This is a genomic window from Hallerella porci (genome assembly GCF_003148885.1).
In the GTDB taxonomy this organism is placed as follows: Bacteria; Fibrobacterota; Fibrobacteria; order Fibrobacterales; family Fibrobacteraceae; genus Hallerella; species Hallerella porci.
On sequence record NZ_QGHD01000014.1, the window covers coordinates 1 to 16,301 of the forward strand.

General features: G+C 44.2%; 14 protein-coding genes. 5 read left to right on the plus strand and 9 right to left on the minus strand.

The window, feature by feature from the left end:
* Positions 1-43: 43 nt before the first annotated feature.
* The 7 genes from B0H50_RS07650 to B0H50_RS07680 are packed head-to-tail and all read right to left on the minus strand — an operon-like array spanning position 44 to position 9,250.
* A complete protein-coding gene (locus tag B0H50_RS07650) occupies positions 44-700 on the minus strand; it encodes an ATP-binding protein (RefSeq protein ID WP_109587510.1) in 657 nt (218 codons plus the stop codon).
* A 2-nt stretch (positions 701-702) separates the two neighbouring features.
* Entirely contained in the window at positions 703-1,248 is a 546-nt protein-coding gene (locus tag B0H50_RS07655) for a hypothetical protein (RefSeq protein ID WP_109587511.1), read from the minus strand.
* Positions 1,232-1,519: a hypothetical protein gene (locus B0H50_RS07660; protein ID WP_109587512.1), complete on the minus strand. Its 288-nt coding sequence runs from the start codon at positions 1,517-1,519 to the stop codon at positions 1,232-1,234. Before B0H50_RS07660 ends, B0H50_RS07655 begins: the two co-directional genes overlap by 17 nt.
* A gap of 3 nt (positions 1,520-1,522) precedes the next feature.
* The gene (locus tag B0H50_RS07665; RefSeq protein WP_109587513.1) at positions 1,523-2,674 is read right to left on the minus strand and encodes a restriction endonuclease subunit S; all 1,152 of its coding nucleotides are present in this window, start codon (positions 2,672-2,674) and stop codon (positions 1,523-1,525) included.
* A gap of 49 nt (positions 2,675-2,723) precedes the next feature.
* On the minus strand, positions 2,724-4,598 hold the full coding sequence (locus B0H50_RS07670) for a class I SAM-dependent DNA methyltransferase (protein ID WP_109587514.1): 1,875 nt from the start codon (positions 4,596-4,598) through the stop codon (positions 2,724-2,726).
* Positions 4,591-6,087, minus strand: coding sequence for an ATP-binding protein (locus B0H50_RS07675; RefSeq protein WP_109587515.1), 1,497 nt, complete (start codon positions 6,085-6,087; stop codon positions 4,591-4,593). Before B0H50_RS07675 ends, B0H50_RS07670 begins: the two co-directional genes overlap by 8 nt.
* A gap of 37 nt (positions 6,088-6,124) precedes the next feature.
* Positions 6,125-9,250: a type I restriction endonuclease subunit R gene (locus B0H50_RS07680; RefSeq protein ID WP_109587516.1), complete on the minus strand. Its 3,126-nt coding sequence runs from the start codon at positions 9,248-9,250 to the stop codon at positions 6,125-6,127.
* Between the two features lie 234 nt (positions 9,251-9,484).
* On the opposite strand from B0H50_RS07680, the gene B0H50_RS07685 reads away from it, so the two are divergent.
* Positions 9,485-9,670 (plus strand): hypothetical protein, encoded by a 186-nt coding sequence (locus B0H50_RS07685; RefSeq protein WP_146193710.1) that lies wholly within the window; start codon positions 9,485-9,487, stop codon positions 9,668-9,670.
* 196 nt (positions 9,671-9,866) lie between these two features.
* Entirely contained in the window at positions 9,867-10,250 is a 384-nt protein-coding gene (locus B0H50_RS13460) for a hypothetical protein (protein WP_199219620.1), read from the plus strand.
* 178 nt (positions 10,251-10,428) lie between these two features.
* Here B0H50_RS13460 and B0H50_RS07695 read toward each other — a convergent pair whose 3' ends face one another.
* On the minus strand, positions 10,429-11,661 hold the full coding sequence (locus B0H50_RS07695; protein WP_109587518.1) for a cysteine desulfurase: 1,233 nt from the start codon (positions 11,659-11,661) through the stop codon (positions 10,429-10,431).
* 132 nt (positions 11,662-11,793) lie between these two features.
* On the opposite strand from B0H50_RS07695, the gene B0H50_RS07700 reads away from it, so the two are divergent.
* The 3 genes from B0H50_RS07700 (at position 11,794) to epmA (ending at position 15,841) form a co-directional block, all read left to right on the plus strand.
* Positions 11,794-13,683: an EAL domain-containing protein gene (locus tag B0H50_RS07700; protein WP_106198670.1), complete on the plus strand. Its 1,890-nt coding sequence runs from the start codon at positions 11,794-11,796 to the stop codon at positions 13,681-13,683.
* A 71-nt stretch (positions 13,684-13,754) separates the two neighbouring features.
* Positions 13,755-14,867 carry an FISUMP domain-containing protein gene (locus B0H50_RS07705; RefSeq protein WP_146129179.1) on the plus strand — a complete coding sequence of 371 codons (1,113 nt, stop codon included), beginning with the start codon at positions 13,755-13,757 and terminating at the stop codon, positions 14,865-14,867.
* 17 nt (positions 14,868-14,884) lie between these two features.
* Positions 14,885-15,841, plus strand: coding sequence for an EF-P lysine aminoacylase EpmA (gene epmA / locus B0H50_RS07710; protein ID WP_106198672.1), 957 nt, complete (start codon positions 14,885-14,887; stop codon positions 15,839-15,841).
* On the opposite strand, the gene B0H50_RS07715 is transcribed toward epmA, so the two are convergent.
* Positions 15,822-16,298 carry a TlpA family protein disulfide reductase gene (locus tag B0H50_RS07715; protein WP_106198673.1) on the minus strand — a complete coding sequence of 159 codons (477 nt, stop codon included), beginning with the start codon at positions 16,296-16,298 and terminating at the stop codon, positions 15,822-15,824. The two genes, epmA and B0H50_RS07715, sit on opposite strands and share 20 nt — an antisense overlap.
* Between the last annotated feature and the right edge of the window lie 3 nt (positions 16,299-16,301).

Sequence of the window (16,301 nt, forward strand, 5' to 3'; positions counted from 1 at the left end):
ATCATATTTTAGAAAACCTTGCAATATTTTCACAGGGTAGAAATCAGTTTTTCCCAATAGTTATGCGGGCTGGGCGGGATTTTAAGGGACGACTAAATACTATTTGATATTCTGGAGATGGTTCATAATAGGCATTTTCTTCATTGCCAACATCAATATGCCAATTAGGTATATCTTCTAAAATTTTTTCAAATTTTTCTTTTGGTGGTAAATCCAAATTAAATCGTTGCCGCCACATTCTCTCTACAACCCCAAAATCCGCAGATTTGTCTTTTGGAGTATTAGAATCTAGTGTTCTTGTATAAATATGATAGGGAAGAACCTTTTCATACTGCTTTGTAAGGTAAAAAGGTTTCAAAGAACATTCATAAACAATAAGTACATCAATCTCTTTTTCACCAAAAATAAATGTTCTCAGTTCAATTTCAGGACGGGCATCGGCAAACTGAAGGTTACGCAACAAATCAATATAATCAGCCTGAGTCTTCCTTTCTTTAGGCAACCCTTTTATTTCGCAACCACTTTTTGGATCAGAAACGCCCATAATGATGTACTTGTCACAACCGCTTAGGGAATTTGCCATGCATAAGACATCGTGCACAAAATCACCATTAATAGAATAGGCACATTCCTTAAAATCCCAATAAAGACCTTCCCGGCATGATTGTATCAATTGAAATACTTTATCTAACAAAGACATTTTTAAGCATCCGAATTACCATCTTCCAAGGCAACATCATAAAACTTTCTTTCAATTATGTTCAGATAAGCATTAACATCTATTTTTGTACTCTCATCAGTTTTTTCCATTTTTTTTGCAAAAAATCTTAAAACAAAACCAGATATTAAACCTATCGCCATAACAACTATTGTTATTACCAACTCGAATATTTTATCTTTTTGACAAAAAGAAATTAGAGTGACGAAAGCAGATCCTGCCACACTAAACGCAGCAAATGACCAATTTTGGAGATCATTGCAACTGCATGAAATTTTCTTTATTTTATTTTTCATATAATGGAATTCGTCTAAAGACATTGTCAATCCATCAATACTTCTATTTTTGGGAATGTTTATTGTTGTTCCCAAACTATATACGCTAGCCTTATCCTTAGGATTTGTTTTTGAGACCTCTTCCGTTTTAGGCGGTATTTCCTGCGCTTTATCTGGTTCTGGGGGTTGAATGCTTTTTGTGCCTTGATCCAAGGTGTTTTCAGCTTGCGGAGTCGGGTTATACGGTTTGTTCATTTCCGTCTCCTTTTTCATCATTCTGTTTGTTTTTTACCAAGCCATTTACAATAGCATTGAATAATATCGTATAGCCACAATTGCGACACATTATTGGCACAACGGGAATTATAGATCCATTTCCTAGAACTAAGTTTCCACCTTGAAATTCTCTCAATTCATAGGCACCCTCTTCAATTTGCCAATTTTTTGCACGACAAATAGGGCACGTTTTATCCTGCCATTGGGCATTCATTTTTTTCAAAAAATCATCCAAATTGTTCAACTTCATATTTTATACCTCCATTTTTTTGGACATTAATTTAGGAAGCAAGCGATCGCGAGCGTCCTTTGACTTTTCAATAACATTTTGGCATTTGCCAATTTTATCAAAAAGCGGTTTTACACTTTTTTCAAACTTCACAAGTAAATCCTTAGGCGGGCAGTTCAGTTTCAACGCATTAATGTCTTTTGCGTATACATGCGGTTGTGCAGCACCTTTTTGCAAACTATCCAAAGACTTTTTATTTTCCTTTAGGAAGGAATATACGAAATAAATAAAAATAGTTGCAGACGAATCTACATATGAACAATCAGAAGCCCAAATTTTCTGAAAATACATCCTTGCAAAACCCGCATTGGCACCCGAACCAGATACAGTTATAACAGGTGATTCCGTAAATGACGCATTATGATAATATGCGGGTTCCAAACCGCCAGCAACCACAGGCACGTTTCCTTCAACAACATCGCCCTTGGTGATTACTTTCCCTCGTTTAAACTCCGCAATATCACCGATTGATCCTTTTCTCCACCCCTCTGGTAAACCATCTACGATTTTGGTGGTTTCGTGACCGGGGAAGCGGAGGTCGATGAACCATTGTTTGTAGAGGCGCTGAGCGGCTTCTTCGAGGAGTTTTATTTGCTTCTGGTTGTTTTCTATCAGGTTGTCGTAGGCGGAAAGGATGTCTGCAATGCGTTTTTGCGTTGATAATGGAGGTAAGGAAATTTCAAGATTTTTTATCAAACCGGCATTTAGGTTAGGTTGCGCTCCGCCATTTTTCAAAGACACCAATTTATCATATAACGTGCACAAATTATAATATACAAATTCATAATCAGCTTTATTTTCATCAATAACTAAATTACAACACGCCTGATTCGTGCAAAGGGGAATTTTGTTTATCGCAACTCTTCCCGCCGTATCGCCTTGACCATACATTGCAACAATAACAGCATTTGCTGGTATCAATTTAGCACTAGAATTCTCAAGTCCCTTTTTTGAGATTTGATTATTTGTTTCATAAATACGACAGTAGTTTACTTCTTGAGTTTTCAACCATGGAATTTCTTTAGGTGAATAATAATCAGCCTTGGATGTCAACGGAGTTCCACCTGATGCAACCCATGCACATATATCGCCTAATTTCACTTTTTCCCAAGCCATTAGCAAACACCCTTCCTAGCTACTAACCACCAATCACTAACCACTCCTATCACAGTCCCATCTCCTTCATGTTCTTCGAGATGGTTTTCATGAGGGCGTTGCTTTCGTCCTGGAGTTTCAGGAGTTCCTGGTGGATTTCGGTCATGCGTTCGGCAAAATCCACGCCGTCGTCTTCTACGGGGGCGACACCTACATAGGCGCCGGGGGTCAGGCTGTAATTCTTTTCGGCGATTTCGGCACGGGTGGCAATCTTGCAGAGCCCAAGAATATCCTTGTACTTACCGTCACCGAATTTTTCGTAGAGCCAGTCGGCTTCCTTGGCGACTCCGATGATTTCGTCGAGTTCCGCGAGGCGGGCATCCCATCCTTCCTGGCTTTTCTTCTTGCTCTTTTTGTCGGCGGATTCTACGGCGGTTTTCGCCTGTGCGCGGAGCGTTTCGCGGTGTTCCTTGAGTTCCGCGAATATTTTTGCAATCTTTGCGGACTTGCGGAGAATCTTTTCGAGTTGTTTGTCTTCGGTGGTGTCGGCGTAGGCAAGCAAGGCGTTGCGGTATTCCACAAGCAAGTATTCATACTTGTCCGTTTCGCCGCGGTAGAGCCAAACGATGGCGTTCAAGTTCTTGAGTTGCCATTCGTTCCATTCGTTCAAGGTGCGGTCCACAACGGTGTAATAGTTGCGGGCATCGATGAACAGGACCTTGTCCTGAATTTTCTTCTTTTTGCCCTTGTCAAAGAACCACAGGGTGCACGGCAGGCTCTTGGTATAAAAGAAGTTGTTGCCCACGCTTATCATGCAATCCACATGCCCCGTAGCCACCAGCTTTTCGCGGATGTCCTTGTCCTTGCTCTGGCTGTCTGTCGCAGAGGCTGCCATCACAAAGCCCGCACGGCCCTTTTCGTTCAGGTAGCTGTAGAAGTAAGAAATCCAGAGGTAGTTGCCGTTGCCGATTTCCTTGTCCTTGTTTACCGCAGGGAGCCCGAAGGGGAGTCGCCCGGCATTCTGGCAGCTTTCCGCCTTTACCTTGTCCACGTTAAAGGGAGGGTTCGCCATCACGTAATCGCACTGGCCTTCCAGATTATGGGCGTCGTGATAAAAAGAGTTCGCCTCGTCGCCCGATTTTACAACTCCGGTAAGCCCGTGCACCGCCATATTCATCTGGCAAAGCTGGGCGTTGTATTCCACCTTTTCTTGACCATAAAAGGTCATGGTTTCGTTGCTCGCCATGCCGGCGGCATTCACAAAGTCGCCCGTCTGCACGAACATTCCGCCCGATCCGCAAGCGGGGTCCAGCAAAACACCATGCGTGGGTTCCAACACGTTCACAATCATTTTCACCAGGGACTTTGGCGTAAAGAAAACGCCGTCGTCGCTAGCGATGTTCTTGGCAAACTTGCTGAGGAAGTATTCGTAGATGCGACCCATCACATCGCCGCCCACATCATCGAGGGCATTGTTGTTGAAGGTGCGCAAAAGTTCGGCAAGCAGTTCGTCCTTGAAATCGGTGTAGGTCTTGGGCAATACGCCTTTCAGCTTTTCACTCTGGGCTTCGACAAGTTCCATGGCGTTGTTCACGACTTCGCCAAGGCTGTTGAGGGGCTGGCCGTGCACGTTCTTGAGTTTTGCCGATGCAATATTTGCAGGCAAGTTCACGAGGTAATCAAATTGCGCTTCTTTCGGGAGGAACAACGCACTCTTGGACGCAAAATCGCTAGGTTCAACAGGAAGCACGCGGCCACCGCGGCTCGGGCGGTTCTTGAGAATTTCGGTTTCGACTCTCTTGAAGCGGCCATAGGCGTAACGCAGGAACAAAAGCCCCAAAACAGGCATGCAATACTGATTCGATGTCAACTTGGAATCGGCACGGAGCAAGTCCGCAGATTCCCACAAATCGGCTTCAAGTTTCTTTAAGCTCTTGTTATCCATTTTGGTCCTTGCTAGTTTCTTGATTGAGCATGTATTTCCCTTTGCCATTTCCTTGCACGGGCTTTATAACACCCAAACTAAACATTTTCTTTATAATTCCGATTGCGGCAGTTTTGCTAACCTTAAGGGAATTGGCAACATACTTGGCTCCAAAAACCTGTTGCAACCCAACTTCGGTAATCATTGCCTTCATGTGCCTTTTCATCGTTATATTGTACGTTGAAGCGTCTACAATTTTTTCAAAGTTAAGTTTTTGCAGGTCAAAGTCAACTTTTTTCGGAGAAAAGTCACTCTTTTTGGGGTTAAAGTCAACCTTTTCCGAAGCAAAGTCAGCTTTTTTTAAAACATAACCCGAATTTCGGATAATGGCCTTCAAAATAAAGGAGTCCTGTTTGTATTCCGGCTTGGGCAGCCCCTGCGCTTCCATTTCCCGGCACATACGATCCACACCTTCGCCAAAATCCTTCACGTACTTGTAATCCTTCAAGTATTCCGCGATATGGGAATTGCGGGCAAAGTGGGAATTACGAATCTTGTTGATTTTCACTTGGCTTGGCAAATTCCCCGGAGATTCCACCACCAAATGATCATCGAACATCTTGATTTGGATTTCGGTTCCGCGAATGGAATAATCCCTATGGGTTACCGCATTTACGACCAGTTCTGTACGCACAAATTCCGGATATTCTAGTTCGGTGGTAAAGATTCCGCCCGCAGTCAAATAGGTACGTTCCTTGATCTGCGTTTGGATGTAGGCAACCGCCTGGCGAATCTGCTCCAGAATGCGACCTTCAAAAGTCACATCCTTGATAACATTCATCTCGGCGCCGAACTTTTCTTCTGTACCTTCGTAACGGATAAACCTGACTCGGGCCCTCGGGAAAAACGACTGGGGTTTCTTGCCGAACAGCAAAATTGCAGCAACGCTGAGTTGCAATTCGCCCTCTTTCTCTTTTGCGAAGTTCTTATTCTGTAGCAAATATTCTCGTGGGGATTTAGAATATCCGATTAAGCTCAAGTATTCTTTAAGATAAGATTCCTCTATATCTTCGTAGCAGGAGTCTGGAACAAGAAAATCTTCAAAGGAACGCAACCCTTTGTCGAGGGTCAACGTCAAACGGTCATCGTAAGAAAGTAGTTTGGATTTGTCACCCACACGCATATAAACATCATGCGCCTGGTTTTCGTGAACAAAGGGGCTTGCCTCTATGTGGAATACCAGCACATGGTTCGGCTTACCTTTGGCATCAACGCATTCCACAAGTTCGTGAGCAAAAGGAACCGTCGGCGAACAAAAATCCATCGGAACACGCAAGAGTTCATTGACATCTTTTTCACGATGGTCAACACCCTCGATGCGGCGATTTTTATCAGAAATGCCGACAACGATGATTCCCCCGTCGGCATTTGCAAAAGCGCACACATGGTTAGAAAAATCCTTCGGAGCAATGTTTACGCTCTTGCGGTCAAAAGTCTGGGATTCTTCCATAGCGAGAATATCTTCTATACGCACTGGGCCTCCAGATTTATGCTACTCTATAATGGGTGTAAACGTATTCGTAAACGCGGGCGCGATACATGTTGATGGCCACGTCGTCGTAACTTTCGGGCAGCTCTTTCCAGAGCGTGTCGCGAATGAGGGTGTCCACAGCGGCCTTGGTTTCTTGCTTGTCGGTCCAGTGATCCAGACTGACAATTTTCGCCTTTATCTTTTCGAGCAATTCTACGGCAACAGATTTTAACTTCTTGATGTCCTGCTTGCTCAAGTTGTCCTTGAAAAGCAAGTCATACATGGAGAGTTCTTCGTCGTTCTTGAAACCTTCACGGACAAAGCGCTGTTGCTCGGAATCCATGGACGACGCCAAATCCATCAAGTCCATAAAGGTCTTTTCGATGGTCGCACGGTCCTGTTCGCTATTGTAGGCGTTGATGATTTCTTGATAACGCTCGTAAAAATTGATTCTACCAGCGTTGGTCGCCAACAGCAAAGAAAGTCGCTCCTTTAACAGTTCTTCCAAATCGCGGAGCAAAAGGTTTTTATGCTTTGCCTTGGCAAATTCCCGACCGAGCAATTCAAAATCAATCTTGCTGATGTCGAACTGCTTGGGGTTCTTTTTACCGCCTACGTCCATCTGAACGTATTCGTTCACAATCTTGTTCAGTTCCACCATCAAATCCACATTGGTCACATGACGGCGTTTTGCCTTCAGGTTGCGGGCGACCGCGTCAATCGCGTTTATCTTGGCGCGATTCTCGGCTGTGACGTCTTCGCGGTTCGTGTAGCGTACCAGGCGAGAAAGTTCGGCGGCGTATGTGGAGAAGGTCTTCTTGTTTTCTGCCGAAGAACAGACTGCATTTGCCGTGTCTTGAATCGCGGCAATCTTATCAAAGCCCTTGGATTCAACAACCTTTGCAAGGGGAGCGTTGAGGCCACCCAAAAATGCTTCCGTTTTTGCAATAATTTCGATAATGCGATTCAGCAATTCCGACTTGTCGATTGTCGGGTCGGCACGCCCGCCGCTCACATTGTTCGTATAATCGGCGAGAGCCTTGCGCAATGCCTTCACGATGCCCGCATAATCTACAATCAGGCCGTTGCTCTTGCCCTCGTTCACACGGTTCGCACGGGCAATCGTCTGCATCAGCGTGTGAGCCTTCAACAGTTTATCCAAGTAAAGGCAACTGAGGCACTTGACATCGAAACCGGTGAGCCACATGGCACAAACGAACACAACGCGGAATTTATTTTTGGGGTCCTTGAATTCCTTGTCCAGTTCCCGCTTTTCCATCTTGGTGCGGTGCGGAGTAATGTCCAAGCCCCACTTGGCAAAAGTCTGCTGTTCGTTCTGTTCTTGGCTTACGACGACCGCCATTTCCGTTTCGCGCATCCACTGGATTTTGCGCTCCAGTTCCTGGGCTTCTTGCTGGGTTGCAATTTTCAACTGCTTTTCGAGAGCTACGATTTCTTCGGCCCAATATTCCTGAACGAAATTGTACATGCGGACGCAAGTCACCTTGTTCAGGCAAACAAACATCGCCTTGCCGCTAGTCCAAAGGTCTGAATAATGATGTGCAAAATCTTTTGCAACCAAGCGCAATCGCGGCTCTGCCGTAAGCAGGTGGTATTCCTTGGCAAAATCCTTTTCCAATTTTTCTTGCTGTTCCGGGTCAAGGTCTGCGGCTTCAATCGCATTGAGAATCTTGTCCGTAATTTCAGGATTCTTGAGTTCCTTGATTTTGTCGGCACGATTTTCGTAATAGAGCGGAACTGTCGCACCATCTTCTACGGCTCGCTTGAAATCGTAAATAGAAATGTAGCCGCCGAAAGTTCTTTCGGTAATGTTGTCATCTTTCAAGAGCGGAGTGCCCGTAAAGCCGATACGCGAAGCCGTCGGAAGCAAGGCACACATGTTGTCTGCAAAAATTCCGTTCTGGCTACGGTGCGCTTCGTCGGACATCACTAAAATATCGTGATCCGGATAAATCGGGGTCAAATCTTTCTTGTTGAACTTTTGAATCAGCGTAAAGATGAAACTCGGGTTGCCCTTGAGTTTTGCGACAAGGTCGTTCCCGCTCGTGGCAATGAACTTGGATGCTTTTACCTTGCCGAGCATTCCGCAATTTTCAAACGTATCGCTAATCTGCTTGTTCAGTTCGTCACGGTCCGTAAGGATGACGATTGTGGGCGAACCTTTTGCACAACGGCGAATCTTCTGCGATAAGAATAACATTGAGTAGCTTTTGCCGCTCCCTTGCGTATGCCAGAAAACGCCCAGCTTGCCATTGCGAAGTTTGCGGTCTTCGTATGCTTTGAATGCCTCGTTTACGCCCAAATACTGGTGGTTGCGGGCGAGAATCTTGACCGTATTTCCATCGGAATGATCGTAAAGAATGAAATTCGCCAACAGGTCAAGGAATGTTTCTTTTTTGCAAATCCCGCGAAGCATCGTCTGGAGCGCAACGGAACCCGCATCGGATTCCTTGAGGCGTTTCCATTCGTGGAAAAAGTCATACTTACTGCCAAGCGTGCCGACTTTCGCTTCTACCCCATTAGAAAGCATCAAAAATGCGTTGTAATAGAAAAGTTGCGGAATCGTCGAAAGGTAATCCGTGTAGTTGTCATCGTAGGCGTTTTGCACAGCGACATCGTTACGCTTGAGTTCCACAAACAAAAGCGGGATGCCATTGACAAAGCCGACTATATCGGTACGGCGGCGATAAATTTCGCCGTGAATTTTCATCTCCTTGACGGCGAGAAAATCGTTATTCTCCAGATTCAAAAAATCAATGACGAGAGCCCGCTTGACATCCGAAGTTCCATCAGGTTTCTTGTAAGAGACAGGAATGCCATCGCGAATAAAGCCGTACTTTTCTTCGTTGATTTGAAGCAGCGAAGACGTGCTGAGGGTTGCCGTGAACTTTTGTACGGCTTCGTCAATTTGCGTAGGCGTTATCCACGGATTCAGCTTCTGAAGTGCTTCGCGAAAATACCGATGCAACAAAACTTCTCTGTAAGAGGTGCGCCCGAATGTTCCGTTTTCGCCTAATTTTTCTTCATTATACGCAAATACAACACGCCAGCCCAACTCATGCTGGAGCAGGTTGCCGGCGCTCTCTTGAACGAGAATATTTTCGCTGTATTCGTAGGACATAAAAGCCAAACTATTCCAATGTAAATATAAACAAAATAGGTTGTCATAATATGCCAAAAACGTTCGGGCCTATTGACAAGGGGATTTTTTGAGATTAGATATTAGTAAATATTTGTTCAGTCAAACAAAAGGCAACTAACTTTCTGCCTTTTCGCATGTAGGCAGATGGAAGTATATAACTGGCTTGATGTTCCTTTTTTAATAATGTATATTAGACTGGAGGAGATACGTAGAATGGCTACATCGAGCATAAAAAATAACTTTACCGTGGCAGGGACCAAGCAACTTGAGTCCTTCATCAAAGCCGTGGATCACTCGCTAAAGGCCCCCGCTCTCAAGAGCCAGATCAAATCAGACTTTCTAAGCGGAGTTTCCGGTTTAAGAAAACTTTCTCGCCTTAGAAAAAAAAATGGTTTCTAAATCCTATTTTGTTGTTAACATCATGGAGTATCTAGACAAAGCTCCTATGGAAGAGGACTTTTCCCGTCTTCGAAATTTTTACGAATGTCCCCAGAACAAAGATGTCGAGTGCTTCTTGAAAAAGTCGTCTGTAGATTTCGCCAAAAAACATTAAGCTGTAAGTTACCTGGTCTTTTCGCAAGCGAACGGAGCGTTCTTGGGATACTTCTCGTTAGCTATAAAAACTATTTCTGTGAAAGCGCAAAATGTTTCCAAAACCATTCAAAAAAAGCTCTCGCGTTTGAGTGCATTAGATGACAACGGTGTGTACAACATCCCCGCATACCTGATTGCACAACTTGGCAAAAATTTTCAGGCAGGGTTAAACGACACCATTTCTGGAAATGAACTATTGTCCCTTGCAATGGAGCAGATTTTACTTATGCAGCACAGCGTCGGCGGGGTTCTTTGTGTTTTGGAATGTGAAAACAACGAAAAGCTTTTGAATTTTTATTGCACACAGAACCATTTTGTCGAATTCGGAACAAGAAAAACAAAATCTTCCGACAAGAATCTTTTACAACTGCTAAAGACAATCTAGTTGCAGCTTGATAATTACGGTTTATAGATAACGAGAATAAGAGCTAACTCAATGTTAAACTCGCGCCCCAAACCGCGAGGAAAGGGGCTATGTCTGTGGGGAATATAGATAAAAAGAGGATGGAGATTTTGGCGTGCGTGGCTGGAAAAAGACAGAAGAGTTCTTTCCGAACGGTTTTCTATCCGAAAATGCGGTTCACGCGGAGCAAACCTTCGACAAGCCTATCGATTTCCCATTTTTCTGTGTAAGCGCCGAAGCTTGCGCGGATAGTCGCTGGAACGCCGAAGCGTTGCATGACCGGTTGGGCGCAGTGATGTCCGCTGCGAACGGCGATACCGTCTTCGTCTAAAAGGGTTGCCGCATCGTGCGGATGCGCAGCATCTAATGTAAAACTCAAAAGAGAACCGCGATGTTTTGGATTTCCCAAAATATGCAAGCCCGGAATTTCTTTTAATTTCGATTCTGCGTAATGCAAAATTTCTTGTTCGTAATCCGAAATCGCTTCGATGCCTGTGCGGTTAATCCAATCGACAGCAGCGCCGAGGCCAATCACTTCGGCGATCGGAGGCGTTCCCGCTTCAAAGCGATCCGGTGGAAGTGCAAATGTCGTTTTTTCAAATGTGACTTGGTCGATCATTTCGCCGCCACCTTGGAGCGGTGGCATCGATTCTAAAATTTCATATTTTCCGTAGAGCACGCCGATTCCGGTTGGACCGTACATCTTGTGTCCCGAAAAAGCGAGAAAGTCGCAGTCTAAATCTTGCACGTCAATTTTTTTGTGCGGTGCGCTTTGCGCGGCATCGACGAGAATTTTAATTTCTGGATCAATTCCGCGGACGATTTTAACGATTTCTTTTACCGGATTTTCGGTTCCAATCGTATTGCTGATTTGCGCAAAAGCGACGATTTTCGTTTTGCCTTTGACGATGAGCTCCGGAATTTTTTCGAGAATCAGGTCTCCGTCATCGGCTACGGGAATCACTTTGAGCTTTGCTCTGCGCTCTTCGGCGATGAGCTGCCACGAGACGATGTTGGCGTGATGTTCGAGTGCGCTGATGACGATTTCGTCACCATCCTTCAAAAATTTCCTGCCGTAGCTCCAGGCGCAGAGATTGATGCTTGCCGTGGTGCCGCGCGTAAAGACGATTTCGTTTTCGCTTTGGGCGTTGATGAATTTGGCAACTTTCTTGCGGGCGGATTCGTAAGCGTCTGTCGTTTGTGCTGTCATGGAGTAAACGCCGCGTTTAATGGAGCTGTAATGTTTGCGGTAAAAATTATCCATCGCATCGATGACGAATTCCGGTTTTTGCGTGGTCGCAGTACTGTCTAAAAATGCAAAAGGCTTTGCATCGTGATCGTGGAGCGCTAAAACAGGAAATTGACTACGGATTTCATCAATAGGATAATTCATGCGCAGAAAATAGAAAAGTTTATGAGCTCAATTTTTCGGGAGTAAAATTTTTTTGCAAAAACAATTAAATTCTAGTTTGAAAATGTTATATTCCGTAATATGCTGCCTTGGAGTAGCTTTTAGGATTGGAATATGTTCAATATTAAAATACAATGCTGTGCCCTCATCTTGCTTGTCGTATTGCATTTGTTATTCCGTCCTTATCGCAAATTAAATACGCTGCCGAATCGCGTTTTTCAAGTTACCTATTATATAATTCTTGCGGGACTTATTGCGGATATTCTTTCCGTTTTCTTGATTACTTATCAAGATCGATTGCCAAAAATTCTCGTCGAAGTCGAAGCGAAAACTTATTTGATTAGCTTAGAATTGACAGCACTTCTCGGGCTTTTGTATCTCATTTCAAGCGTGACGAGTAAAATGGAAAAAATCCGAAAATGGATTCGAATCAATTTTGGCGTCGCAGCATTTTTTGTGATTTTAATTTACGTGCTCCCGATTCATCTCGTCGGCGAAAATAACGGTGAAATCGTTTACAGCAGTGGACCTTCTGCACTTGCTACTTATATTTCTGCCGCTTATTTTTCCATTTTCGTCGTCCTTGCTTTGGTGACGAAACGGAAACTTCTCCCCACAAGACAGCACCGCGCGATTCTTATGTGGTTTTGTCTTTGGATGGTCGCTTCCATTATTCAATTTTTCAATCCGGAACTTTTGCTCGTCGGTTATGCGGGCGCGCTCGGCATTATCATAATCTTTTTCCAATCCGAAAATCCCGAACTTTATTTGGATCGGTATACAGGTCTTTTTAATTCGATGGGATTTTTCCGTTATATGGATGAAAATTATAATGCCAATCAAAAATTATCGGTGATTTCGATTCGCTTTGAACAGACTGTGGGACATGAACATTCGAGCGATTATTCGAATAATATCGTCACCTCTGCAGCCAATCAATTCTTGTCTTTGCGCAGTGCAAAAGTTTTTAAAATGCTCGAAGACGAAGTGCTCATGATTTTCCGCGATGCCGAAGAAGCGCGCCGAATTTTGGAACTTCTCAAACGCGATTTGCCGGTAAAGATGACGATTCGAAATATCGTAACGGTCGTCTTTGTCGAAGATACGCGTTATGTCAAATCGTCGCAAGAACTTTTGGATTTGATTACTTATGCGCGGGCATCGAAAACGGATTTGTCCACGCGGAATTTTATCACGGCGGATGAATCGCTTACGCAAAGAATGTTTGCAGAAAAATTGATGAATCAGCAAATTCAAGAAGCGATTGCTGAAGACCGCATCAAAGTTTTTTATCAGCCGATTTTTTCTATCTGCGAAAATCGTTTTGTGAGCGCCGAAGCGCTCGTGCGCATTGAAGATGAAAATGGAAAAATTATTTCACCGGTGGACTTTATTCCCATCGCCGAAAAGAACGGCTTAATTATGGACATCGGACGCCGTGTTTTTGAAAAAGTTTGCCATTTCTTTGTGGACAAAAAATTGGAATCTTTTGGCATTCAATATATCGAAGTGAATTTGTCTGTCATTCAATGTGCCGATGAATTTTTGGCGCACGAATACGGACGCATTATGGAAAAATTCCGCATTAAACCATCGTGCATCAATTTGGAAATTACAGAATCCGCATCGCTTCATGCCAAGCAAATTTTGATAAAAAATATGCAGCAACTTTTGGATTATGGTACATCATTTTCTCTCGATGATTTTGGTACGGGAAATTCGAATTTGAATTATATTGTCGATATGCCTGTGCAAATTGTCAAATTTGATCGCAGCATGATTCAGTCGTATTTTACAAGTCAAAAAGCAAAGTATGTCATGGACGCTGCCATGCAAATGATTCACGGTATGGAATTGGCGATTGTCGCCGAAGGCATTGAAACCGAAGAACAATACAATGCGATGAAAGAAATTAAAATTAGTTACATTCAAGGTTATTATTTTTCAAAGCCGCTTCCCGAAGAAGAATTCTTGGATTTTTTGCGCGAAAAACAGCCCGCTTAAATTGCAGAAAACGATACGGAAAATTGGAAAATTGCACGGCGAAAAAGGGTGCGATTTTTTATATTGTGAATATGAAAAAAATTATTTTGATTCTTCTTTTTATTGCGGCATTTGTTCAAGCGGCTGCACCGAAAATTTCAAAAGCTTGCTCCAAATCAAAAGGCGAAAAAGCTTGTTCGGAATCTCTCATTCAGTTAGCAGAACAAGGAAAAGCGGGCGATACCGCAGCGATTGATTTATTCGGAAAAACATTGACTGCGGTGCGGAAAAATAAAGCGTTCATGAAACCGGTCATGATTAAAGTCGATACTTTTCTTTGGGAAAATTGCAAAAAGAAAGAACGCGACGCTTGCTTAGAAGCGTGCACTGTTCGCACCGATTCTTCTTTTACTCGCGAAGATGCTCCGGATTCGGCGACTTGTGCTGCGAACCCGCAAAAGTTAGTTGCTAAAAAAGTAAGCGTTCCGACGCCATCGCCGATGAAAATTTTCATCGATTCGCTTTCGACGGATGTCTTTTGGAATTCTTCTTTTGAACTCGCAAAAAATTGGCGCATAGCGATTGCGGATTCGATTATTCCGAGTTTAGATTCGGCGCAAGCGTTTTTGCTTTCGGCGGATCCCGCAGATTTTATCAGCGCCCGTCGGAAATTTCATTTCTGCGCTGCTTATGGCGATTCGCTCAATGCCCGCTTGGATTCGTTGCAGGCACCTGTTCGTTGCCCTGTCATCGGAAGCGTTGTAGATTCGCGGGATAATCAAAGTTATCGCATCGAACGATTCGGTGAAAAAATTTGGATGATCGATAATTTGAATTTTGACATTCCCGATTCTTCGGCTTGCTATGATGGCGATTCTTTAAATTGCGAAAAATATGGAAAATTATACACATTTGCTGCGGCACAAAATGCGTGCCCCGAAGGATTTCATTTAGCGACGGACGAAGATTTTGATGCGTTAACGCCGATTGATGTTGCAGAATTTGCGGTGACGATTGTCTTTGGCGGTTACTTTAATCAAAACGGAATTTGCGCGCTTTCGGGCGAAGGCACTTATTTGTGGACGGCAACCGAAGAAGATGCGTCTCGCGGATTTGTGCGCAATCTTTTCTCCGATGCGACAGCACTTGACAAAGCTTCTGTCGATAAACGTTACGGCCTTTCTGTCCGCTGCGTTCAAGAATAATTTTCGCCGAGAAGAAAATGGAATTTCGTCCGAGTTGTTCCCGAGAAACGTGGAAAAATCGTTTAGCGCTCACGCAAAAAGTGCGCGCTTTTTTTCAAAAGAGAAATGTACTTGAAGTCGAAACGCCTGTGCTTTCGCGGGCGAGCGGAACCGATGCGCATTTGGATTATTTTGAAACTATCGGAAAGCCTTCGCGTTATTTGATGACGAGTCCGGAATTTCATTTGAAGCGTTTACTCGCCGCCGATTTCGGGGACATTTTTGAAATCGCACACGCATTCCGTTTAGACGAAGTCGGGCGCAAACACAATTCGGAATTTGAACTTGTGGAATGGTACCGCGTCGGAATGCATTACGAAGAATTGATGTGCGAAGTCGAAGATTTAGCGAGTGAAATTTTAGGGAAAATGGTGAAGGCGGAACGGCTTTCTTTCCGCGAAGCGTATCGGCGTTATGCGCAAGTGGATCCGTTTACGGCAACGCGAGAAGATTTTCGTCAAGCATTAAAAGCAAATCAAGTTCCCGATGTCGAAGGTTCTGATTCATTTTCCCGCGAAGATTTTTGGGATTACTTAATGGTCACCGTAATCGAACCGCATTTGGGAAAGGATTCTCCACAATTTTTAATGGATTATCCCGAAAGCGAAGCAGCGTTAGCGCAGACCTATTTGAACGCAAACGGCGATCGTGTGGCAAAACGTTTTGAACTTTATATTCAAAATATGGAGCTCTGCAACGGTTACGAAGAACTCACCGATCCTCAAGAACAGAGACGGCGATTTGAAGCGGACATCGCTTGGCGCAAAGCGAATGGAAAACCGATTCCCGCAATCGATGAACGATTCTTGGCGGCGTTAGAACACGGAATGCCCGCGGCTTCGGGAGTCGCCATGGGACTCGATCGTTTGTTTATGCTTGCACTTGGAAAATCAAAAATCGAAGATGTCGTCTTGTTTATGGACGACAATTCGTAGCCGCATTTCCAAGCGCCCGCTCAATTTGAACGCGGATAATTTCTTCGTGGAGCGGACCGACTTCGCGGAGTTTAATGGCACCGGTACTGTCGATTAAGAAATGCGTCGGGATGGCGCGCGGGTGTCCGAATTTCTTCATCAGCTGAAAATCCCAATAGACGACGGGATACGGAATTTGTTTTTCGCGGACAAATTCTTTCATTATTTTTTCGTCGTCATCTTCGTTGATTCCGATGACATGTAAACCGCACGGAGAATAGTCAGCATAAATTTTTTTGACGAGAGGAAGTTCTGCGTTGCAGTAGCTGCACCACGATGTGTGAAATACAAAAAGGGTGACGCCTTCGTAACCTTCAATGCGTTCGGGAATGCGGTCGTAGGCGGCGTCGCTGCAAGCCGCACAGAAAAGCGCCGAAATGAGGGATGCGCCTAAAAGGATTTTTTGAAAGTTGAGCATTGT

What these genes read in the sequence shown, in the direction of transcription:
- B0H50_RS07650 (WP_109587510.1), bottom strand. Translation starts at nt 700, where the DNA reads ATGTCTTTGTTAGATAAAGTATTTCAATTGATACAATCATGCCGGGAA.
- epmA (WP_106198672.1), top strand. Translation starts at nt 14,885, where the DNA reads ATGGAATTTCGTCCGAGTTGTTCCCGAGAAACGTGGAAAAATCGTTTA.
- B0H50_RS07705 (WP_146129179.1), top strand. Translation starts at nt 13,755, where the DNA reads ATGAAAAAAATTATTTTGATTCTTCTTTTTATTGCGGCATTTGTTCAA.
- B0H50_RS07700 (WP_106198670.1), top strand. Translation starts at nt 11,794, where the DNA reads ATGTTCAATATTAAAATACAATGCTGTGCCCTCATCTTGCTTGTCGTA.
- B0H50_RS07670 (WP_109587514.1), bottom strand. Translation starts at nt 4,598, where the DNA reads ATGGATAACAAGAGCTTAAAGAAACTTGAAGCCGATTTGTGGGAATCT.
- B0H50_RS07665 (WP_109587513.1), bottom strand. Translation starts at nt 2,674, where the DNA reads ATGGCTTGGGAAAAAGTGAAATTAGGCGATATATGTGCATGGGTTGCA.
- B0H50_RS07655 (WP_109587511.1), bottom strand. Translation starts at nt 1,248, where the DNA reads ATGAACAAACCGTATAACCCGACTCCGCAAGCTGAAAACACCTTGGAT.
- B0H50_RS07685 (WP_146193710.1), top strand. Translation starts at nt 9,485, where the DNA reads ATGGCTACATCGAGCATAAAAAATAACTTTACCGTGGCAGGGACCAAG.
- B0H50_RS07680 (WP_109587516.1), bottom strand. Translation starts at nt 9,250, where the DNA reads ATGTCCTACGAATACAGCGAAAATATTCTCGTTCAAGAGAGCGCCGGC.
- B0H50_RS07675 (WP_109587515.1), bottom strand. Translation starts at nt 6,087, where the DNA reads ATGGAAGAATCCCAGACTTTTGACCGCAAGAGCGTAAACATTGCTCCG.
- B0H50_RS07695 (WP_109587518.1), bottom strand. Translation starts at nt 11,661, where the DNA reads ATGAATTATCCTATTGATGAAATCCGTAGTCAATTTCCTGTTTTAGCG.
- B0H50_RS07715 (WP_106198673.1), bottom strand. Translation starts at nt 16,298, where the DNA reads ATGCTCAACTTTCAAAAAATCCTTTTAGGCGCATCCCTCATTTCGGCG.
- B0H50_RS07660 (WP_109587512.1), bottom strand. Translation starts at nt 1,519, where the DNA reads ATGAAGTTGAACAATTTGGATGATTTTTTGAAAAAAATGAATGCCCAA.